Annotated in this window: 15 protein-coding genes and 1 pseudogene; 5 read left to right on the top strand and 11 right to left on the bottom strand. The window is 71.6% G+C overall.

The features are described 5' to 3' along the window. From D7W81_RS26785 to D7W81_RS26775, 3 genes are all read left to right on the top strand, one after another. On the top strand, positions 1 to 1,320 hold a 1,320-nt coding region (locus tag D7W81_RS26785; RefSeq protein ID WP_147445631.1), incomplete at its 5' end, for a sigma 54-interacting transcriptional regulator. 27 nt (positions 1,321 to 1,347) lie between these two features. Further along, positions 1,348 to 1,719: a hypothetical protein gene (locus D7W81_RS26780; RefSeq protein ID WP_120558227.1), complete on the top strand. Its 372-nt coding sequence runs from the start codon at positions 1,348 to 1,350 to the stop codon at positions 1,717 to 1,719. Between the two features lie 141 nt (positions 1,720 to 1,860). After that, entirely contained in the window at positions 1,861 to 2,226 is a 366-nt protein-coding gene (locus D7W81_RS26775; RefSeq protein ID WP_244227453.1) for a hypothetical protein, read from the top strand. A 684-nt stretch (positions 2,227 to 2,910) separates the two neighbouring features. Here the strand turns inward: D7W81_RS26775 and D7W81_RS26770 are convergent. The 5 genes from D7W81_RS26770 to D7W81_RS26750 form a co-directional block, all read right to left on the bottom strand. After that, complete coding sequence (locus D7W81_RS26770) at positions 2,911 to 6,438, bottom strand: serine/threonine-protein kinase (RefSeq protein ID WP_120558230.1); 3,528 nt, start codon at positions 6,436 to 6,438, stop codon at positions 2,911 to 2,913. Positions 6,439 to 6,561: 123 nt separating this feature from the next. After that, the gene (locus D7W81_RS26765; protein WP_120558225.1) at positions 6,562 to 9,795 is read right to left on the bottom strand and encodes a DUF4215 domain-containing protein; all 3,234 of its coding nucleotides are present in this window, start codon (positions 9,793 to 9,795) and stop codon (positions 6,562 to 6,564) included. A gap of 12 nt (positions 9,796 to 9,807) precedes the next feature. Beyond that, positions 9,808 to 11,577, bottom strand: a complete 1,770-nt coding sequence (locus D7W81_RS26760) for an OmpA family protein (RefSeq protein WP_120558224.1) — start codon at positions 11,575 to 11,577, stop codon at positions 9,808 to 9,810. A gap of 226 nt (positions 11,578 to 11,803) precedes the next feature. Then, positions 11,804 to 12,220, bottom strand: a complete 417-nt coding sequence (gene rnk / locus D7W81_RS26755; RefSeq protein ID WP_120558223.1) for a nucleoside diphosphate kinase regulator — start codon at positions 12,218 to 12,220, stop codon at positions 11,804 to 11,806. A 359-nt stretch (positions 12,221 to 12,579) separates the two neighbouring features. Further along, positions 12,580 to 13,077, bottom strand: a complete 498-nt coding sequence (locus D7W81_RS26750; protein WP_306440911.1) for an imm11 family protein — start codon at positions 13,075 to 13,077, stop codon at positions 12,580 to 12,582. A gap of 185 nt (positions 13,078 to 13,262) precedes the next feature. On the opposite strand from D7W81_RS26750, the pseudogene opgC reads away from it, so the two are divergent. Next, positions 13,263 to 13,766: pseudogene (gene opgC / locus D7W81_RS26745) on the top strand (OpgC domain-containing protein); the annotation flags it as partial. A 1-nt stretch (position 13,767) separates the two neighbouring features. Here opgC and D7W81_RS26740 read toward each other — a convergent pair. The 4 genes from D7W81_RS26740 to D7W81_RS26725 form a co-directional block, all read right to left on the bottom strand. Beyond that, positions 13,768 to 14,844: an NAD(P)H-dependent flavin oxidoreductase gene (locus tag D7W81_RS26740; RefSeq protein ID WP_120558222.1), complete on the bottom strand. Its 1,077-nt coding sequence runs from the start codon at positions 14,842 to 14,844 to the stop codon at positions 13,768 to 13,770. A gap of 292 nt (positions 14,845 to 15,136) precedes the next feature. Beyond that, entirely contained in the window at positions 15,137 to 16,081 is a 945-nt protein-coding gene (locus tag D7W81_RS26735; protein WP_120558221.1) for a serine hydrolase, read from the bottom strand. Between the two features lie 15 nt (positions 16,082 to 16,096). Beyond that, on the bottom strand, positions 16,097 to 17,299 hold the full coding sequence (locus D7W81_RS26730) for a DUF819 family protein (RefSeq protein ID WP_244227451.1): 1,203 nt from the start codon (positions 17,297 to 17,299) through the stop codon (positions 16,097 to 16,099). After that, a complete protein-coding gene (locus tag D7W81_RS26725) occupies positions 17,296 to 18,315 on the bottom strand; it encodes a dipeptide epimerase (protein WP_120558220.1) in 1,020 nt (339 codons plus the stop codon). The genes D7W81_RS26730 and D7W81_RS26725 overlap by 4 nt, the downstream gene beginning before the upstream one ends. Before the next feature lie 96 nt (positions 18,316 to 18,411). Between D7W81_RS26725 and D7W81_RS26720 the strand changes: the two genes are divergently transcribed. Next, positions 18,412 to 19,806, top strand: a complete 1,395-nt coding sequence (locus tag D7W81_RS26720; RefSeq protein WP_120558219.1) for a M20/M25/M40 family metallo-hydrolase — start codon at positions 18,412 to 18,414, stop codon at positions 19,804 to 19,806. A 42-nt stretch (positions 19,807 to 19,848) separates the two neighbouring features. Here the strand turns inward: D7W81_RS26720 and D7W81_RS26715 are convergent, their stop codons facing one another. Next, complete coding sequence (locus D7W81_RS26715; RefSeq protein WP_244227450.1) at positions 19,849 to 20,463, bottom strand: TetR/AcrR family transcriptional regulator; 615 nt, start codon at positions 20,461 to 20,463, stop codon at positions 19,849 to 19,851. A gap of 62 nt (positions 20,464 to 20,525) precedes the next feature. Continuing rightward, positions 20,526 to 20,914: class I SAM-dependent methyltransferase (locus D7W81_RS26710; RefSeq protein WP_147445630.1), on the bottom strand; the 389-nt coding region annotated here is incomplete at its 5' end.

Raw genomic sequence — 20,914 nt, 5'->3', positions numbered from 1 at the left:
CCGGTGTGGGTGGGCAGCGAGCCGGTGCGCGGCGGACGCGAGTTCCCCGCGGAGGCGCTGGTGGCGGGCGTGCCGCTGGTGCTCGCCGGGCGCGTGGCGCTGCTGCTGCACCAAGCCACCGTGCGCGGCGGCAGTGCCCCGGCGGCGCTGGGCATGGTGGGCGACAGCGAAGGCGTCGTCCGCGTGCGCGAGGACGTGCAGCGCGTGGCCGACCTCCAGGTCCCCGTGCTGGTGCGGGGCGAGACGGGGACGGGCAAGGAGCTGGTGGCCAGAGCGCTCCATGAGCGGAGCCCGCGCCGCGCCGGCCCCTTCGTCAGCGTCAACCTGGGCGCCCTGTCGAAGGACCTCATCGCCGCGGAGCTGTTCGGCGCCCTGCGCGGCGCGTTCACCGGCGCGGCGCGCGACCGCGAGGGCTTCTTCCGCGCGGCCCACGGCGGCACGCTCTTCCTGGACGAGGTGGCGGAGGCGCCCCCGGAGGTCCAGGCGGCGCTCTTGCGCGTGCTGGAGACGAGCGAGGTCTATCCCGTGGGTGGGCAGACGCCCGTTCGCGTGGACGTGCGGCTCGTCACCGCCACGGACGCGGACCTGGAGGCGCGCATCCGCGACGGCCACTTCAAGGCCCCGCTGCTGCACCGGCTGGCGGGCTTTGAAATCGTCGTGCCGCCGCTGCGTGAGCGCCGCGAGGACATCACGCCGTTGTTCCTCCACTTCGCCCGCCAGGAGCTGGAGTCCACGGGCGAGGCGGGGCGGCTCGAGTCCTCGGATGCGCGCGCGGAGCCGTGGCTGCCCGCGTCGCTGGCCGCGCGGCTGGTGCGCTCCGCGTGGCCCGGCAACGTGCGCCAGCTGCGCAACGTCGCGCGGCAGCTTGTCATCGGGAGCCGGGGGCTGCCCGGGCTGCGCGTGGATGCGCGGCTGGAGCAGTCGCTGGACGCCGACGCGCTCCCCATCCCCGGCCAGCCGCTGAGCCCGCAGGCGCCCTCCCCTGTTTCGGAGGACACGCCCGCGCCGTCGTCGGAGGCCCGCGCACCCGCGCGGCGCAAGCCGTCGGATGTAAGCGAGCAGGAGGTGCTGGAGGCCCTGCGCGCCTGCGCGTGGGACCTGAAGGCCACGGCGGACTGGCTGGGCATCCCGCGCTCGTCCGTGTACGTGCTCATCGACAAGAGCTCGCTCCTGCGGACCGCGCGGGACCTGAGCCCGGAGGAGATCACCCGCTGCTTCCATGAGTGCGAGGGCGACCTGGACCGCATGGTGCAGAAGCTGGAGGTCTCCCGGCGTGCGCTCCAGCGCCGCGTGCGGGAGCTGGGGCTGGACGCGAGCTGAAGCGGGCGCACTGGTATGGCGCCTGCAATGTCCGCGGGCACCATGGCCAACCACATCACCATCGATGTCTCCACGACCCCTGTCAGCTACTCCCCCAGCCCCGATGTGAAGCACGGCGACACGGTGGTGTTCACCTTGGGCAACGCCCTCACCGCCACCGCCACCATCACGTTCCCGGACGGCACCTGCCTCACCACCTCCGGCCCGTACACCCTGGGAGGCCCCACCATGGCGACGGCGCCCCTGGTCGTTGCCCTGACGGCGGCGCGCAGGGTCTATGCCTTCGACGTGGACTTCAACAACGGCCAGGAATCCCGGGCCCGCCACGGCCACGAGTGGGACCGGAAGAACGGCGGCATCGACGTGACCAGCGACCCGCCGGAGGAGGCCCGCCGGTAGGCGCCGGACACGTCAGCTCCCGGACCGTGACGTGTCATTGACGCGTCCGAGAGCGCGTCCCCCTGCCGCGGCCGTGAAACATCCGAGGGAGGCGTTTGACACATGCGTGTTGGTACAGGTGCTGCAATGCTGTGCGGACCTATGGCCACCATCACAGTCACACTCTCCACGGATCCCATCAGCTACAGCCCCGGCCCGGAAGTGAAGCACGGCGACACGGTTGTCTTCTCGATGGGCAGCTACCCTGCCGCCTACACCGCCACCGTCACGTTCCCGGACGGAACCTGCCTCACCACGTCCGGCCCGTACACGCTCGGGGGCAGCCCCTCGCTGGGGACCTCCTCGAAGACCGTCTCGATGACGGCGGCGAAGGGCATCTACGACTTCAACGCGGTCATCGATGACGGGACGCGCGACCAGGGCACGGACCCTCGCGGCCCCCAGGAGCGCGACCGCAAGAACGGCGGCATCGACGTGACCAGCGACCCGCCGGAAGATCCGGTCTAGCTGACGGACACGTCAGCCCCGGACCGTGACATGTTGTTGACGCGTCCGGGGCGCGTGCCCTCCTGCCCGCGGCCGTGAGACATCCGAGCGCTGTTCACGGCCGCGCGATGGTACGGGCACTGCAATGCGGTCCGGGCCCATGGCCCTGACCATCGTGACGATCTCCCCCAAGGGTTCCCTCACCTACGACCCGTCGCCCCCACGGCGAAGCGGGGGGTGCATCCCTTCCAGGTGAGCATCCACACGCGCCAGGCGCACTCTGAAGAGCCGACGGACCGGAAGAACGGCGGCATCGACGTGACCAGCGACCCGCCGGCGGACCCCGAGTTCAAGTAACGCCGTGAGCGTCCGGGCCCCGGTGCGTCAGGCATGGATTCTGTCCGCAGGATGAGAAGAGGAGAGCCCTGCTGGGGCTCCCTGTCCGCGGCCCGGCGCCTCAACTGGTCCGACTGTCGGACCAGTTGGGATGACCACGGCGGCATCCCCGCGGGCGTTCCCATCGGACTGGCTTCGTCATCCGCCGTGGTTGAAGGTGCTTGCGCCCCACCGAGCCGCGGAACTGGTCCGACAGTCGGACCAGTTGGGGAGCATCGGTGTCCGGGCCTGGCTCGCGATTGGCGCGATGCAGCAGCCATCCACGTCCCGCTCGCGAGCCCGGGCTCGATCAGGGCGCGGCGGCGTCGGTCACGGGGCCGCTGACGGGGTTCGCTGTCCGGTGCGAAGGGACAGCAGTCCTTCCCTCACCTCGCGCGCCCGGACCCACCGGGGACGGGCCGCCACCACCGCGTCGGACAGCTCCAGCCCGCGCTTCACACTGGCCGCCGCGTCCTGCCCTTCACGGATGCGCCACCGCGCCCATGCGCCGTGGAGGTCCGCCGCCGCGAGCCGGTACTCCAGCCTGGGGTCGAGCTTCAGCGCCTCCTCGAAGGCCTCCGCCGCGCGCGTGAAGCCGCCGTCCGCCGCGCCGTGGCCCCGCGCCATCCAGCGCGCCCGGACGCCAGCGGCCTCCGCCAGGTAGCGCCACGCATTGCCCAGCCGGGGGTTCTGCTCGCGCGCCCGGTTCAGCGCCGCCTCCGCCTTCGTCAGGTCCGCCGCCGGGTCGCGCGCCCGGGACAGCGTCCATGCAGCCTGACGCACCCAGGCCTTGCCCAGGTTCGCGAGCAGGTCCGCGTCGTCCGGCAGCCGCTTCAGCGCCTCCGTGTAGCCGTCCACCGCGGCGCGCAGCGCGGCGCTGGGGTCCTCGCCCTTCGCCTGCTGGAGCTCCGCGCGGAAGACCTCCCACTCGCCCAGGTTGTTGAAGGCGAAGCCCTGCGTGGGTGCCAGCGCCCGGGCCTTCTCGAAGGACGCCTTCGCCTCGTCGAGCAGCGCCTTCGTGTCGCCGCCCTCCTCCGCGCGCAGCTCCGCCTGCCAGAACACCGCGGAGCCCAGCGCGTTGTGCAGCGCGGGCTGCTTCGCGTTGAGCGCCAGCCCCTGCCGGTACAGCGCCAGGGCGCGCTCCAGGTCCACGCTCACGTCCTCGCCCTTCAGGTAGCGGGCTCGCGCGAGCTGCTCGGCCACCTCCGCGCCGTTGAAGCACGCGCTGAAGTTGTCCGGGTTGAGCGACAGGGCCCGGGTCAACGCGCTGTTCGCGCGGCGCAGGTCCCCCGTCGCATCCGGAGCGCTCGGGACGCCCGCCCGCTTCCGGTACGCGACGCCCAGGTTGATCCACGTGAAGGGCTGCTGCTCGCTCAGCTGGAGCGCCGCCTGGTACGCGGAGATGGCCTTGTCCAGGAGCGGTACCGGGTCTCCCCCGCGCGCTCCTTCCGCGTCCGCCTGTCCCTGCCACGCGCTCCCCAGATTGGCGTGGAACGCGTAGTCCTGGTCCTCCGGGCGCAGCTGTTCGAAGGAGGCGATGGCCAGCTTCAATTGCACGCGTGGATCCTCCCCGTGCAGCTGCTGGTAGCGCGCCCAATGCCGGTGCACGAGGGCCCGCTCCAGCGGGATGCGGTCGCTCGGCGTGGCCACGGCCTCCGCGGTGCGCAGCGCGGCCAGGGACTTCTCCAGCAGCGCCTCCACGCCTTCTCCGCCCTGGTTCGTGCGCTGCTCCGCGAGCCGGCGGTGGAAGCGCGACACCAGCACCAGCGACCGGGCGTGGTCCGGCGCGGCGGCGAGCGCGCGCGACAGCGCCTCCAGGCCCCGCTCGTAGTGCGGCAGCACGTGGCCCTCGCCGTACAGCTCCATCACCAGCGAGGCCAGCTCCAGCCGCCCCAGCACCGAGTGCACCACGGGCTGGCTCTCCGCGGTGGCGACGGCGGCGGCGTACGCCTCGCGGCTGAGCGCCAGGTCCGCCTGCGAACCCGCCCGGTCTCCGCCGTTCCAGCGCCGCGTGGCGCGCGCGAGCAGGATGTCGCCGCGCAACAGCGGCGCCTCGTAGAACCACGATGTCTGCGTGCCCGGCGCGTCCAGCAGCGCGAGCGCGTCCTCCGGGCGGTCCTCGTAGAAGGCGAACAGGGCCTTCACGAACGACGGCGGCGCGGGCACGTCCGGCCCTTCCGCCTGGCGCAGGTACGCGAGCGCCGGGTCGCGGTAGCGCCCGTTCAGCTCCTTGAGCCGGGCCTCGCGCTGCGCGGGGGCGCGGCGCTCCACGTCCAGGAGCAGCTGCTCGCGGTACAGGTGGCCCAGCACCTGCGCCAGCGCCCACGCCACGCGCGGCTCGCGGTAGCCGTGCGTCCACGCGGACTCCAGCTTCACGCGCGCGCCATCCAGGTCGTCCAGCGCGAACAGGGCGCGGCCCAGCGCGTACTCGCCGGGGCCCACCGCCGGCTCACCCGCGCGGGCAATCTCCGCCTCCAGCGCGGCCATGCTCGCGCGCAACGCCTCGCGGTCCTTGCGCGTGTCGTGCAGGCGCGACAGGGCGGAGTAGCGCGCCGAGGACTCGATGCGCTCCACGCGCTCGGTGAAGGCACGGGCCAGCCGCTCGCGTTCGGCCACCTCGCCGCGCGCGAGCTGCGCCTGCGTGAGCGCTCCGGCCACCACCGCCACCACCGTGCCGCCCAGCGCCAGCGCCGCGCGGTGCTTGCGGACCTTCTTGCCCAGCCAGTAGCGCGCGCCATGGCGGGCCCGCACCGGCTCGCCCGCCAGGAAGCGCTCCAGGTCGTCGGTGAAGGAGCGCACCGAGTCGTAGCGGAGCGGCCGCTCCTTCTGGAGGCACTTGAGGACCACGGCCTCCAGGTCCTCCGGGATGTCCGGCTCCAGCAGGCGCGGGCGCGGCGGCGGCTCCGACTGGAGCTTCGCGAGCACCTCCTTCTCCGTGCCGCCGGTGAAGGGAGGCTGCCCGGTGAGCAGCGCATATAATGTCGCGCCCAGCGCGTAGACGTCCGCGCGGCGGTCCAGCCGGTGGCCCTCGCCCCGGGCCTGCTCGGGCGGCATGTAGTGCGGCGTGCCCAGCACCGCGTTCGGCGTGGTGCTGTCCTCGCGCCAGTCGCGCGCGAGCCCGAAGTCCATGACGAAGGGATGGAAGCCTCCGTCCTCCGTGCGCTCCACCAGGATGTTGCCGGGCTTCAGGTCGCGGTGGACCAGCCCCACGCGGTGCGCGGCGTGCACGCCCTCCGCCGCCTGGCAGAGCACCCAGACGCGCTGCTCCAGCGTGAGCGAGTTGGAGAGCTGTCCCAGCGACGGGCCCTCCACGTAGCGCATGGCGATGAAGGCGTGCCCTCGCACCTCGCCCACTTCGTAGACCTCGCACACGCGCTCGTGGCGCACGCGGGCCTGGGCGCGGGCCTCGGACAGGAAGCGGCGGGCCAGCTCCGGGTCCCCGTCGCGCACGAACTTGAGGGCCACGTTGCGGCGCAGGAGCGGGTCATACGCCAGGAACACCTGCCCCATGCCGCCCTGCCCCAGGAAGCGCACGGGCTCGTAGCGGTCCCAGCCGGGCACCGGGAAGGCCGGCACGCCTTCCAGGGCCAACGACACGGGCACCGCCGAGCCCAGCGTGGCGGCTTCCTGGAGGGGCGCGTTCCCCCGGTCCGTGCGACCTTGGACCAGGTCCTGCCGCAAGAGTTCCAGGGTGTTCTCCGTCAGCCGGCCCCGTTCCTTGAGCAGCTCCAGGGGCCGGCGGTGCAGGCGGAGGGCCTCCTCGCGCAGGGCGACCGCCTCCTCGGAGGACAGCAGCCCCTCGTCCAGCGCGAGCAGGACCTCCTCCTCGTACACCTCTTGATGACCTGCCCCGGGCACGGACGGGAGCATACGGGGAAGGCCGGGGAACGCGGGAGCGCCGCCGGAAGGGCGCCATGGGAGGGAGCGAGGGGGCGCTCCCAAAGGGGGATGGCCGGCCCCTCCGGCGGGCTCCGCGAGACGCTAGGCGGCGGCGCGGCGCTGACGGCGGCGCAGCCCCGGCACTCCCATCAGGCCCAGGAGGGCCAGCCAGGAGGCATCCGGCGCGGTGCTGCACCCGCCACCCGCGAAGGCGCGCGTGCTCTCCACCGTCCAGGTGTACTCCGCCGGGGTCTCATCCGTGTTGCCGCTGTCGTCCACCGCGCGGACGCGCAGGACATGGTCCCCGCCGCCGACGGTGTAGCGGTCCTGGCAGGGGCCCCAGGCGCCGCCGTCGAGGCTGCACTCGAACGTGGAGCCCTCTTCCGTGGAGGCGTACTCGAAGTCCGCCGTGCGGCTGGAGGTGGTGGGCGGCGGGCCCTTCACGATGGAGGTGTCCGGGGCCTGGTTGTCCGGGGACTGGGCGTCCACGATGAAGGGCACGGCGGCGGACGGAGGGCTGGTGACGCCCGCGGGCGACTCGGCCGTGGCCGTCACGGTGTGCGGGCCGTTCGTCAGGGGAGAGGCCGGCACGCAGCTCCAGTTGCCGCTCGCGTCGACGGTGGCGGTGCAGACCACGGTGGTCCCCTCGCGCACCGTCACCTGGGCGCCGGGCTCGCCGGTGCCAGTGATGGCGGGCGTGCCGGTGGTCACCGTGGCGTTGGCGGCGGGGCCGGTGATGACCGGGGCCGGGACCTGGGTGTCCACGATGAAGGGCACGGCGGTGGACGGGAAGCTGGTGCCTCCCGCGGGCGTCTGGGCCGTGGCCGTCACGGTGTGCGGGCCGTCCGTCAGCGGCGTCGTGGGCGTGCAGGTCCAGTTGCCGCTCGCGTCGACAGTGGCGGTGCAGACCACGGTGGTGCCCTCGCGCACCGTCACCTGCGCGTTCGGCTGGCCGGTGCCGGAGAGGGGGGGCGTGCCGGTGGTCACCGTGGCGTTCGCGGCGGGGCCGGTGATGACCGGAGCCGGCGTCACGGGGCCGGGCTCGTCCGCCACGCACTTCTGGCTGACCGGGTCGCAGTACGCCTCGCAGACGTTGGACGCGGTGCACGTCTGGCCCACCTCCAGCAGGCAGCGCGGCGAACAGGTGTCGCCGGCCGTGAGGTTGCCGTCGTCACACACCTCGGCGCCCGCGCGGACGCCGTCGCCGCACGTGGTGCCGCAGAGGCTGGGCGAGCCGTTGCAGCTGTAGCCCGGCTCCACGGCGCAGGTGGCGCTGCAGCCGTCGCCGCCGGTCTTGTCGCCGTCGTCACACTGCTCCCCGGCGTTCAGCACGCCGTTGCCGCAGGTGTTGAAGCACGCGTTGCCAGGGGCGGGGCAGCTCCAGCCCGGCTCCACGGTGCAGGTGCTGTTGCAGCCGTCGCCGTTGGTGGCGTTGCCGTCGTCGCACGCCTCGGCGCCCGCGGTGATGCCGTCGCCGCAGAGCGTGACGCAGGTGCTGGGCTGGCCCGAGCAGCTGTAGCCCGTCTCCACGCGGCAGCCGCTGGAGCAGCCGTCGCCGGACTGCTTGTCGCCGTCGTCGCACGTCTCATTCAGGTCCACCGTCCCGTTGCTGCACGTCTGGGCGCACACGGAGGGACCCGTGGCCGGAGCGGAGCAGGCGTAGCCCTCTTCCACGCGGCACTCGGTGGCGCAGCCGTCACCGGACGTCAGGTTGCCGTCGTCGCACTGCTCGCCCGGGTTCACGGTGCCGTTGCCGCACGTCTTCGCGCAGGGCTGGCCCGGCGTGGCGCAGGCATAACCCGCCTCCAGGGTGCAGGCGTTGGAGCAGCCGTCGCCCAGGGCGGTGTTGCCGTCGTCGCACAGCTCTCCGGCGTTCAGCACGCCGTTGCCGCACAGCGGGGCGCAGACGGACGGAGCGCCGGAGCAGGTGTAGCCCGTCTCGATGCGGCACGCCGCGGAGCAGCCGTCCGAGCTGAACGCGTTGCCGTCATCGCACTGCTCGCCCGGGTTGATGGCGCCGTTGCCGCAGGTGGCCGCGCAGACCTGGCCCGGCGTGGGGCAGGCGTAGCCGTCTTCCACGCGGCAGCTGGCGTTGCAGCCGTCGTTCGCGGTGGTGTTGCCATCGTCGCACTGCTCGCCGGGGTTGAGGTTGCCGTTGCCGCACGTCTTCGCGCAGGTGCTGGGCGCACCGGTGCAGCCGTAGCCGGGCTCGATGCCGCAGGTGGCGCTGCACCCGTCGTTGTTGGCGCCGTTGCCGTCGTCGCACTCCTCACGCGGGGAGATGGCGCCGTCGCCGCAGCGGTCGTCGTAGGCGTCCACGAAGAGGTAGCGGAAGGCGTTCGGCGGGCTGGCCGCGTTCTCGTTGCACAGCTCGATGCGGTTGATGCCCGCGTGCCAGGCCGCGTTGGTGCCGAACTCGCGGAAGATGTTCTTCTGCCAGGGCTGGCCCGGGGGCTCGCTCACCGTGACGGGGGTGATGGCTACGCCGTTCACGCGCGCGCCGTCGAACTGGTTGTCATTGAAGGTGGCCAGGCGCAGGCGGAACTGGGAGATGTTCGTCGTCGAGGGGATGAGGAAGTCCTGGTACACGCACGTCTGCGCGCCCTGGGGCGCCATGAAGCGCGCGGTCTGCATCTCCAGCGGCCAGTCATTGGCGTTGCGCACGCCGGTGTCCGCGCCGGTGGTGGTGCCGGAGTAGAACCAGTGCCCATCCACCGCGCCCGTGGGCAGGCGGCGGTTCTGCGCGTCCACGCCGGTGTTGAACACCGTCACGCCCGCCCTCACGCAGCGGCTGGGGTTGCCCGTGCAGGCGAAGCCGGGCTCCACCTCGCACTGCCGGCTGCACCCGTCGCCCTCGAAGCGGTTGCCGTCGTCGCAGACCTCCTGCGCGTAGGACGGGTACTGCTGGTTGTCGAACGTGCCGTTGCCACACAGCGACAGGTCACACGTGGCCGAACAGCCGTTGCCGCCGCTGGTCGTGTCGCCGTCGTCGCACAGCTCGCCGGTGTTCACCACGTTGTTGCCGCACAGGCTGGTCAGCGAGCACGCGTTGCCGGGCACGTTGCACAGGTAGCCCGCCTCCACGGTGCCGGTGGCCGAACAGCCGTCACCGCTCACGGTGTTGCCGTCGTCGCACTGCTCGCCGGGCTGGAGCCGGCCGTCGCCCACGAGCCCGGAAGACTGGCTCGCGAGCACGGGCTCGTCGGACGTGGCGGGTTGCGACTCGCAGCCCACCAGGAGGAACAGCGAACACAGGGCCAGCGCGTGGAAGCCCGCGCGCAGGGCCATGCGGGGTGAATCTCCCCGGTAGAGGGAATCCATCAAGGTCTTGAGCATGAAGGGTCTGCCTTACTTCTGAAGGGTGTCGGGGGAAGAGGAGGAGGCTGGCGCCGTCTGCACGCCCTCGGCCTCTCCGACGATCTTGAACTCGACGCGGCGGTTCTTCGCGCGGCCGTCCGCCTTCGCGTTGTCCGCGATGGGCTGCGTGGGCCCGAAGCCCTTCGCCTCCAGCCGCTCGCGCTGCACGCCCTTGCCCACGAGGTAGTCCACCACCGCCTCGGCGCGCCGCTGGGACAGGTCCAGGTTGTACGCGGCCTTGCCGGTGTTGTCGGTGTGGCCTTCCACGCGCACCTTCTCGATGTCCGGGTGGGACACGAGGATGGCCGCGACCTTGTCGAGCACCGCGTTGCTGCGCTTCTGGATGACGGCCTGGTTGTTCTCGAAGAACACCGCCTCGAGGATGCGGATGCTCCCGGAGTCGATGCGCGCGATGGGCGCCTCCTTGCAGCCGCCGTTGGACTCGGTGCCCGGCTCGTCCGGGCAGTTGTCCAGGCGGTCCACGATGCCGTCACCGTCGCGGTCGGGCTCCACGTCCGGGCAGCCGTCGCTGTCCTTGTAGCGGTTGAACGTCTCCGGCTCCTTGGGGCACTGGTCCTTGGAGTCCACGATGCCGTCCCCGTCGGAGTCAGGGTCGTCCGGGCAGCCGTCCTCGTCCTGGAAGCCGTTCTTGTTCTCCGCCTGCGCGGGGCACTTGTCCGCCAGGTTGGGGATGCCGTCCTGGTCGTCGTCCTTGTCCGGGCAGCCCTGGAGCTGCGCCAGACCGGCCGTCGTCGGGCACTGATCATCGCGGTTCTTCACGCCGTCGCCGTCGGCATCCAGGTCGGGACACTCGGCGGCCACGTGGGGCTGGCCCGCGATACAGACGGGGCCCTTGGGCGCCGGGGGCGTGCCGAAGGACACTCCCGCGAGCACGCGGAAGCGCGGCGTGCCCGGCGTCTGGCCAAAGCCCGGGCCGCCCATGACGTACACCTCGGTGCCGTCCGCGGTGGGGACGCGCAGGCCCAGCAGGGCCTCCAGCGAGCTGGGCGAGTCCTGCGTGGGAATGATGCCGCGCACGAGGATCTCCTCGCGCAGGCCCCAGAGGCTGGCGGACAGGTTCACGCCGCCGTTGAGCTCCACGCCCATCTCGTCGAGATAGGGCTGCGTCTGCGGCGTCAGCGCGTACGTCTTCGTGCGCACGAGCGCGCCGACGTCCGCGCCCACGCGGAAGGTGCCGCCCAGCTGCTTGCCCAGGCCCAGGCGCGGGGAGAAGGTGAAGCCCTCGTCGCGCGTGAGGGCGGCCTTGCTGCCCAGGGGCAGGGCCGCGCTCAGGTGCAGGCCGAGGTCCAGCGGTCCGCCCCGGTTCTCGGAGAGGAAGCCCACGCGGGCCTGGAGCCACGGGGTGCCGAGCGCGCTGGTGGAGGGAGCGGTCACGCCGAGTCCGGCGGTCTCCGGGCCCCACTGGGCGACGATGGGGACCTGGGCGCCGACCTCCAGCCAGTTCGTGAAGGAGTACGCGGCGCTGATGTGCGCCGTCACGCGGTTGGAGATGACGTCGGCCTGGCGGTCGCCGTCCTCCACGAGGACGAGGGGCCGGTTCTCGTAGTGCGCGGTCAGCCCGATGCGGAACTGACCCGCGGGGAGCAGGTCACCGGTGGACAGCACGAGGCTGTCGCGCATGCCGGGGTTGAGCTGCAGGCGCTCCAGTTCGATACCCGGGATGGCGCTTTGGGCCTGGGCGCTGAAGGCGCAGAGGACGGCCAGTCCTCCGAGCCCAAGGTGATGCCTTCGTGCGAACAAGCGTTCCTCCACATGCACACGCGGGCTTGAGTGATGCCCGCGTCCCTTCGCGTGGCGAGGGGTGCGCGGACGGTTGCACGCGAGGGGCCAGGATGTGTTGGGAGGGCGACTTTGAGCAATGGCGCGGGGATGCGAGGTGGGCAGGCCCCGGGCCTTCGCGGCTGACGCGTCAGGACAGGACGCGGAGACGGCGCTGACGCGTCAGGGAAGGACGCAGACGCAGGGCCTACAGGTGGAAGTGGCCGGCGGCTTCCGGCTGGTAGGGCACGGCGACGATGCGCAGGCGGCGGGTGCGGCCATTGGGGAGGGGCCACTCCACGGTCTGGCCCACGGACAGGCCGATGAGGGCACTGCCCACGGGGGCGAGGATGGAGATGCGGCCCGCGTCGCTGTTGGCGTCCTTGGGATAGACGAGCGTGACTTCGCGCGTCTCGCCGGCCTCTTCGTCCTCGAAGACGACGGTGCTGTTCATGGTGACGACGTCGCGGGGAATGGCGTCAGAGGACGTGACGACGGCCCGGGCGAGCTCGGACTCCAGCTGCTCCACGAGCTCCGCGTTGCGCGCGCTGCCGTACTGTTCGACGACGCGCTCCAGGCGCTGGAGGTCGGTGTCGGTGACGATGAGGGGGTGGTTGTGGGTCATGGCGGTTGCCTCCTGCGTGGGAAGGGAATGACGGCGGCACGCATTCCCGGCGGGAGAGCGTGACGCGGGGTTCAGTGGGGGTGGAGCGGACGCCGTCCGTCGTGAGCTACGCGAGACGGGCGGCGTGGGTGACAAGCCAGGCGGTGGCTCGGCCGTGCGCGGGCAGCGTCCGGCGCACGGAGATCCGGCGCGGAGCACGCTGCATGCAGGCTGTGAGCGAAACCGTCATCTGACGAGGGACCCGGGGGACTGCGGCTGCGGTGAAGGGTTGAATGTAGCCGCGCCAGCCCTGATTGCAACCCGGCCTGAGGGAAGGGGCAGCCTGGCGGACAGCCGCCGTGATGCACGGAGGCACGGAATCAGCGCAGCGGGGACACGTCCTTGAATTGGACTCCCGTAGCGCCGATGGCTTCCAGCGCCAGCTTGATGTCCTCGGGAATGACGAGGGCCACTTCCCAGTGCAGCGGCCGGAAGACCCGCGCGCTGCCGAGCCGTGAGGTGTCGATGCGCATGCCCCAGACGGAGATATAGGTTCCTACCTTCTCCGCGATCCCGTTCCCGGGCGTCCAGTACCGCGCTTCTTCTGAAGCCTCATCGTCGATGCAATTCACGCGGCGGATGGCGTTCAAGATGAAGAAGTCGTCGGGCTGGCCCTCAATGTCCACTGGGAAGAGCTGCACGTCATTGGGGGCCAGCCGCTCGAAGATGGAAGCCACCCTCGAGGTGACTACCGGAATGCTGAACGCTGCGTGGGAGTAGTCGAGTGCGGTCCCGGGAATCTTGACGGGGACGCGCACACGCTCAAGCCAGGAACTCGGCTTGCCCATCCGGAACTGCCAGGGGTTGTCGAGCTTCACGCCCTGCGTGTCCCTTGGATGCCCCAGCTCCCAGCGGCCCTCCAGGTAGACGTCATCAGTGAGGTCGAAATATCGCGAGACTATGGTTCGAGCTTTCGCACTCATTCCGTGCGGGTCACCAGTTTGTTGAGGAAGCTGCCCTTCTGGAGGATTCCCACTGCCAGATCGCGCAGCGCGCCTACCAAGCGTTCGACCTGTTCGCGTGGCAGTTCCTCTGGGTGCTCGGCGTGTGGATGGGCGTCGCCCGCGCCACCGCGCCAGAGCAACGCGAGCCCGTATCCCGCCGGCTCCTCACGGGCGCCATCGTCGCCAGCATGGGGTTCTTCGTCGTGCGCCACCTGGACGTGGACCTGGGCGACGCGGCGGTGCTGTTCGACAAGTGGTCGCTCGCGCCGCTGCGGCTCGTGAACTTCCTGGCCGTGGCCCTGCTCGCGAGCTGGCTGGCGCCCCGCCTGTTCCGCTGGCTGCGTCCCAAGGTGCTGGAGGCGCTGGGGCAGGCCTCGCTGCCCGTGTTCGCCGTGCACGTCGTGCTGTGCCTGCTCAGCCTGTCGCTGCTGGATGAGAACGAGGACCCGCTGGACTACTGGGATGAAGCCGCGGTCCTCGTGGCCACCTTCTGCAGCATGTACTTCGTGGCGCTGCGCCAGCGCATCGCGGGCCGGAACATGGGCCCGCCCTCGCCGTCCTGAATCAGCCGCGTACGGCGGACAGCGCGGCCTCGGTTTCCGCCACCAGGGCTCGCACCAGATCCGCCGCCGGCCCCTCTCGCGACAGCCCGATGCCCTGCCCTGCCCACAGGGCCATGAAGCGCGTGTCGTTCTGCTTCGACGCCGCGGCCCTCAGTGTGCGCGTCGCGCCATGCTGCTGCGGGAACGGCAGGATGGCTCCGGCCTCCTCCAGCGTGGTCGTCAGCTCGTTCGGAATCGCCCGGGCCGGACGTCCGGAGAAGGCGCGGGTGATGCGCGAGGACTCATCCCGGGCCTCGCGCAGCAGCGCCTTGTGCGCCGCCGCCGCGCTGGACTCCTGGCACCGCAGGAATGCTGTGCCCAGCTGCACGGCCGCCGCGCTCAGCATGCGCGCCGCCGCGATGCCGCGTCCGTCCATGATGCCGCCGCTGGCGATGACGGGCACCCGCACGGCGTCCACCATCTGCGGCACGAGCGCCATCGTCCCCACCATGCCCGCTTCGAACGAACCACCGAACGAGCCCCGGTGCCCACCGGCCTCCCAGCCCTGCGCGACAATCGCATCCACGCCCGCGGCCTCCAGCGCCTGGGCCTCGCGCACGTTCGTCGCCGTGCCCACGACGAGGATGCCGCGCGACCGGAACGCCTCCAGCACCGGCGCGGGGGGAATGCCAAAGGTGAAGCTGAACACCGTGGGCGCCGCTTCGAGCACCGCGTCCACCTGCTTCGCGAAGTCCGGCATCGCGGTCGCTGGAATCACAGGAGGAGGAAGCCCCAGCGCCGCGTGGAAGCGCTCAAGGATGGCGAGCGTGCGTCCGGGGTCCGCGGGAGCCACCGCGGGCTGTGGCGCGAAGAGGTTGATGGCGTAGGGGCGCGACGTCCGGGAGCGCACCGTGCGAGCCTGCTGCACGATGTCCTCCGGCTGAACGTAGGCAGCCCCCAGCGAGCCCAGACCTCCGGCTTCGGACACCGCCGCGACCAGCTCCGGCGGCGTCAGGCCTCCCGCCATCGGAGCCTGGATGAGCGGATGCTCCACCCCGAGCCGCTCCGCGAACCTGCGCCACGCCTGAGGATCCATCATGGCCCTACCTCCCGTGAGTCACGTCGGACAGCCCTAACAACCCGGCTTCACGCTGGAGCGCCGCGCGCTCCGGAGGCATCAGTCCTTCTTTCACGCCCCATGCCAAACACCAGCGTACCAACGGGCCGTCGGCGGGGCGTCCACCGCCCGCCCGGACTGGCCCAACTGGTCCGACTGTCGGACCAGCTGGTGAACCGCGCCGCCGACAGGGCGCTCCAGCGGGTTCCTACTTTCTCATCCGGCGGCGGAGGGTTCCCCGTCCCTGGGCGTTGAGCGGCGCCCCAGGCGCACATCATTCGCAGTCGTAGTTCGGCACGGGCGCCCCGGGTTCCAACACGACCGGTGCCGAACCGCCCTCCCGCGCCAGGGCCTCTCCACAATCCAGCGCCGCGTCCTTCGCCAGGTGCCGGTACAGGACACACGACGCGCGCTCCACGAAGAACGCCTGCTTCGGCCAGTCCGGCCCCTGCGACGCCAGAATGGCTACGGCGTACCGCCCACCGTCCGGCAGCGTCACCAGCCCCACCTCGTTGAGCACGTTGTAGCGCGCGTCATCGCCACAGCATCCCGGCGGCAGCCACCCGCCTTTGTGCTGGAGCGACGCGCGAGCGCTCGCGGGCAGGCGCGTCCCCAACCACCCACCGCAGCCTTCGCGAGGCGTCAGTTCCATCCATGTCAGCAGCCGCTCCGTGGGCTCCGCCCCCAACAACTCCCGCCGGTCCAGCCGCGCCAGGAACGACACCATGTCGTCCGCGCAGAAGTAGTTGTCCCGTCCCATCACGCGCGGAGAGTTCGTCGCCCAGCGCTCCCGGCCGTAGTTCCACTTCGTCAGCGCCGTGTGCTTCAGCCCCAATCCCTGGAGATAGACATTGATGGCATCCGGCCCACCCACCAGGTCGATCACCTCGCCGGACGCCTCGTTGTCCGACGTGCGGAACACCTTCTCCGCGAGCGGCGTCACCGTCGCCAGGTCCCGCTGCCCCAACGCCGCCGCCACCCAGAACACCTTCGCGGAGCTGGCGGAGATGTGCGGCTCCGTGCCGGAGACGCTCGCGGACTCACCCGTGCGCAGGTCCACCACCGCCAGCGACAGGTCCGTTCCGGGCGACAGCCGCGCCGCCTCGCTCGCCAGCGACTCCACCACCGCCTTCAACGACTCACGCGGAGCGCCCGTCTCCGGCGTCGTCGCGCAGCCGCTCATTCCCAGGAGCCCCGCCCAGAGCCACACCGCTCGCATCCGCGCCTCCGTGCCTCAGTGAATCAGCTGGTGCACCTGCTCCAGCATCAGCGCCGTCACCAGTCCACAGTACGTGCCCAGCACGTACCCCAGCACCGCCAGCAGCACGCCCACCGGCGCGAGCGCGGGATGGAATGCCGCCGCCATCACGGACGCGGAGGCCGTCCCGCCCACGTTCGCCTGCGAGCCCACCGCCGCGAAGAACACCGGCGCCTTCAGCCACCGCCGCGCACCCATCGTCACCGCCGCGTGGATGCACATCCACACCGCCCCTACCGCCACCAGCGCGGGCGCGTCCCACAGCCTCCGGAACTCCGCCTGCGCGCCAATCGTCGCCACCAGCAGGTACAGGAACAGCGAGCCCAGGCGGCTCGCGCCCGCGCCCTCCAGCCTGCGCACCGGCGTGAACGACAGCACCACGCCCACGGTCGTCACCAGCAACACCACCCACGTGAAGCCCGTCACCACGTTGCCCAGGTCCGGCAGCAGCTTCGCCAGCGCCGTGCACCCCACCGTCACGCCGAACGCCACCGCCAGCATCGACAGCAGGTCGGACAGACTCGCGGGCCGCGCGGATGCCGCTTGAAGGCGCGCGGACTCCTCGCGCACGCGGTCCAGCGCCGTCCGGTCCGCGCCAATCTTCGCGTCCATCGCCTTCTCACGCCCGGCGAAGGACAGGAGCACCGCCGTCCACACGTTGGACACGCCCACGTCCACCACCACCAGCATGCTCAACGTGCTGTCCAGCGCGCCCACGCTCTGGCCAATCGCCACGAAGTTCGCGCTGCCGCCAATCCACGACCCGCTGAGCGCCGCCAATCCCTTCCACGCCTGGTCCCCCAGCTCCGCCGGCACCAGCCACCCCAACGCCAGATACGCGAGCGGCCCGCCCACCATGATGCCCAGCGACCCCGCCAGGAACACGCCCACCGCGTTGCGCCCCAGCCTCGCGATGGCGGGCAGGTCCACCGACAGCACCAGCAACACCAGGCTCGCGGGCAGCAGGTATATGCGCGTGAAGCGGTACAGCTCCGACTGCGTGGGGATGACGCCCGTGTTCGACAGCAGCGTCGGCACGAAGTACGCGAACACCAGCAGCGGCACGACGTTGAAGAACCGCTCCACCGCCGGGTAGCGCTGCAACGCATACAACCCCGCCAGCACCGCGAGCAGCACGGCGAGCACCGCCATCGGGTCCTGGATGAGCGGCGGCGTCACCTCGGCTCCACGCCCAGGCCCGCGCCTGCCCCCAGCTGGATGCGGCCCTGCACCACCGGGTGCGCGCGGTACGGGTCCTCCGCGAGCAGCAGGTTGCCATCCAGGTCCACCCAGTCCACCAGCGGCGCCAGGTGCGCGCCCGCCGCGATGCCCAGCCCCGTCTCCACCATGCAGCCCAGCATCACCTTCAGGCCGCACGCGCGCGCCGTCTCGATGATGCGCAGGGCTTCGCGGATGCCGCCGCTCTTCTGGAGCTTCACGTTGATGCCGTGGAAGCCCTCCGCCAGCTTCGGCACGTCGGACGCCTTCGTCAGCGACTCGTCCGCCACCAGCGGCAGCGGTGAGCGCGCGCGCAGCCACTTCGCGCCCTCCACGTCCGCCGCGGGCAGCGGCTGCTCCACCAGCTCCACGCCCTGCGTGGACAGCCACTGGATGTGCGCCAGGGCCTCCTCCGGCTTCCACGCTTCATTCGCGTCCACGCGGATGGTCTGCGACGTGAGCGACCGCACCGTGCCGAACACCTCCTGCACGCGGTCCGCGCCCAGCTTCACCTTCAGCACCGGGAAGTCCGCCGCCTCGCGCACCTTCACCGCCAGCGTCTCCGGCACGTCGATGCCAATGGACATGGACGTCACCGGCTGCCGCGCGGGGTCCACGCCCAGCATCCGGTACAGCGGCACGCCCATCACCTTGCCCGCCCAGTCATGCAGCGCCAGGTCCACAGCCGCCTTCGCCGCGGGGTTGTCCGGCAGCGCCGCGTCCACGGCCTCGGACACGTCCCGGAAGCAGCGCAGGTCGCGGCCCTCCAGCACGGGGGCCAACTTGTGGAGCGCGGCCTCCACCGTCTCCCAGGACTCGCCGTAGCGCACGTTGGGCGCGGCCTCGCCGTACCCCACGTGCCCTTCCGCGCGCACCTCCACGAACACGTTGCGCTTCACCGTGCTCGTGCCCCGGGCAATGGTCCAGGCGTGACGCAGCGGCAGTTCCACGGTGCGAAAGCTCAACGGCGAGGCCATGGGCGGACTCCCTCCAGGGCTCCTCCCTTAACACGGCACTCCGTGTAAACGCCGCTTCCGTTGCCTTCCAGGGCCCAAGGCGCGAGCCTCCCCTCCATGCGTCTCCTGCCCCTTCTCGCCGTGTTGTTCGCGCTGGGTCCAAGCCACGCCGCGTCATCCCGTCCCGCGCCCAGGGACGAGCTGCGGGCGCTGCTCGCGGAGCTCGTCGCCGCGGACACGTCCAATCCGCCCGGCAATGAAACCGCCGCGGCCCAGGTGGCCGCGAAGTGGCTGCGCGAGGCAGGCATCGAATCGGAGCTCATCGAGCCATCGCCCGGACGCGGCAACCTGCTGGTGCGCTTGAAGGGGAGCGGCAAGGGCAGACCGGTGCTCGTGCTCGCGCACCTGGACACGGTGCCGGCCGTGAAGGCCGAGTGGGCCACCGACCCGTGGACGCTCACGGAGAAGGACGGCCTGCTCTACGGGCGCGGCGTGCAGGACAACAAGGGCATGGCGGCGGCGAGCATCCTCGCGCTGCGCCGGCTGAAGCAGGAGGGCGGCACGCGCTCGCGCGACATCCTGCTGTACCTGGGCGCGGATGAAGAGGTGGGGTCGGGACAGGGATTGGACTGGATGATGGAGCACCGCCCGGAGCTGAAGGAGGCGGAGCTCGCGCTCAACGAGGGCGGCCTCACGGAGCTGTCGCCGGACCGCAAGGAGGTGCGCTTCGTGGCGCTCCAGGCCGCGGAGCGCGTGTCGCGCAACGTGACGCTCAAGGCCACCGGCCCCGGAGGCCACTCCTCCGCGCCGCCCGTGGACGCGGGGCCCCTGGTGCGGGTGGCCGCGGCGGTGGCGCGCGTGGGGGCGCTCACCTTCCCCGCCCACCTGACGCCCGCCGCCAGGCTCCACATCCAGGGGCGCGCGCCGACGGCACCGGGAGCGTTGGGAGATGCGCTGCGCCGCATCGCCGCCGCGCCGGACGCGCCGCCCGAGGACGCGGTGGCCACCGTGGCACGGCTGGAGCCCGCGCTGGGCGCCGTGCTGCGCACCACCTGCGTGCCCACGGTGTTCAAGGCGGGCACGAAGTCCAACGTCATCCCCGCGACCGCCGAGGCCACGGTGAACTGCCGCCTGTTGCCGGACGCGGACGCGAAGGCCGTGCGCGAGCGCATCGTCGCGGCCGTGAATGACAAGGACATCCAGGTGGAGATGGACGTGTCGCCGCCGGACTCGCCCATGTCGCCCGTGGGGGACAACGCGATGTTCCGCGCGGTGAAGGCCGCCGCCGCGAAGGTGTGGCCGAAGGCGCCGGTGATTCCTCGCATGTCCACCGGCACCACCGAGTCCGCCACGCTGCGCCGCGCGGGCATCCACGCGTATGGCATCGACCTCTTCGCGCTGACTCCGGACGACGCACGCACCGCGCATGCGCCAAACGAGCGCGTCCCCGTGGCCTCGCTCCAGCCCGGCGCGGAGTTCGTCTATCTCACCCTGAAGCACTTGACGCGCTGACGCACCAATCCAGGGCCTTGGCGGCACGCCACGCCCGCGCCCTCACTCTTCCGGAACCCGTGAGCCGTCGTGACGCAGGCCCGCGGGCACCCCAGGCGCCTTGCGCGTGAGCGCTTCGATTCGAAGGATGACCCCCGCGCGCATCGGGCCCGAAACCGTGCGCTGCTCGAGCAGGTCGGACATCCACAACCCGTCAATGGCCAGACGGCAGAGCGTGAGCTCCGGCGACTCGAGTTCCTGGGGGCTGAGCTGCGCCTCCCGCGACTCGTCCCAGATGGAGCTCCAGAGCTCCCGGACCTCCGAGTCGAAGAGCATGAGCCCGATGAGCGAGCGCATGACGTGGGCCTCGCCGTCATCCGCGGGGGCGGCGACCGTCACCCGGAGGTACGCGCGGGTCCCCCGTCCGTTGGCATCCGGGTCCTTCGCCATCTCGGCGGCGACGGCCCCTGCGAAGCGCTGGGTCGCGTCGTCGAACAACGCATCGAGCAGAATGGGCTTGGTCTGGAAATGCTGCTGGAGGTCTCCCTTCGAGACCCCTGCCCGCCTGGCGATGGCATCGAGCGTCACGGCCTGAAGCCCTTGCGCCAGGATGAGGTCCGCCGCCGCCCGAAGCAGCTGCTCGCGAGTCACGTCCGGCTGGTCCTTCCGCTGGGTCATCGACATCACCTCTCGCAACGGGAACGCCGCTGCCTGTTCTTCCCATCCAATCACGAGTGACGTCAGACAGGCATGGGGTCCGGCCGGTACTCCTGAAGCCATACCTTCTCAAGGCCCCAGGTGAACAGCATCCAGTGCCAGCCATGGCCGGTGAAGCCTTCCGCCTGGATGGGACGGGTGACGGTGATGATGCGCGTGCCGGGCTTGCAGGTGCGCAGGTGGGCGACGAGCCGGGCCTTCGTCTCCGGGCTGAACGCCACCCAGTTGCAGAAGATGTGGGTCGCGTCCGCCAGCGGCTCGCGGGTCATGTCCCCCACCGTGAGCGTGATGCCCGCGGGTTGAAGCCACGGCGCCACGCGCGCCACGTGGTCCGCGAGCAGCTCCACGCCATGCGCCCCGGCGCCCCACCAGCGCGCGGCGAGCAGCACCCGCCCCCGCCCCGCCCCCAGGT

The sequence above is a fragment of the Corallococcus aberystwythensis genome (genome assembly GCF_003612165.1).
Classification (GTDB): domain Bacteria; phylum Myxococcota; class Myxococcia; order Myxococcales; family Myxococcaceae; genus Corallococcus; species Corallococcus aberystwythensis.
The sequence above is the reverse complement of the archived record's forward strand: the minus strand, read 5'-3'. Positions and strand labels throughout refer to the sequence as shown.

Bases quoted from the DNA above. Each gene is read 5' to 3' on its own strand.
- D7W81_RS26780 (WP_120558227.1), top strand. From the start codon at position 1,348: ATGTCCGCGGGCACCATGGCCAACCACATCACCATCGATGTCTCCACG.
- D7W81_RS26775 (WP_244227453.1), top strand. From the start codon at position 1,861: ATGGCCACCATCACAGTCACACTCTCCACGGATCCCATCAGCTACAGC.
- D7W81_RS26765 (WP_120558225.1), bottom strand. From the start codon at position 9,795: ATGCTCAAGACCTTGATGGATTCCCTCTACCGGGGAGATTCACCCCGC.
- rnk (WP_120558223.1), bottom strand. From the start codon at position 12,220: ATGACCCACAACCACCCCCTCATCGTCACCGACACCGACCTCCAGCGC.
- D7W81_RS26740 (WP_120558222.1), bottom strand. From the start codon at position 14,844: ATGATGGATCCTCAGGCGTGGCGCAGGTTCGCGGAGCGGCTCGGGGTG.
- D7W81_RS26735 (WP_120558221.1), bottom strand. From the start codon at position 16,081: ATGCGAGCGGTGTGGCTCTGGGCGGGGCTCCTGGGAATGAGCGGCTGC.
- D7W81_RS26725 (WP_120558220.1), bottom strand. From the start codon at position 18,315: ATGGCCTCGCCGTTGAGCTTTCGCACCGTGGAACTGCCGCTGCGTCAC.
- D7W81_RS26720 (WP_120558219.1), top strand. From the start codon at position 18,412: ATGCGTCTCCTGCCCCTTCTCGCCGTGTTGTTCGCGCTGGGTCCAAGC.
- D7W81_RS26715 (WP_244227450.1), bottom strand. From the start codon at position 20,463: ATGACCCAGCGGAAGGACCAGCCGGACGTGACTCGCGAGCAGCTGCTT.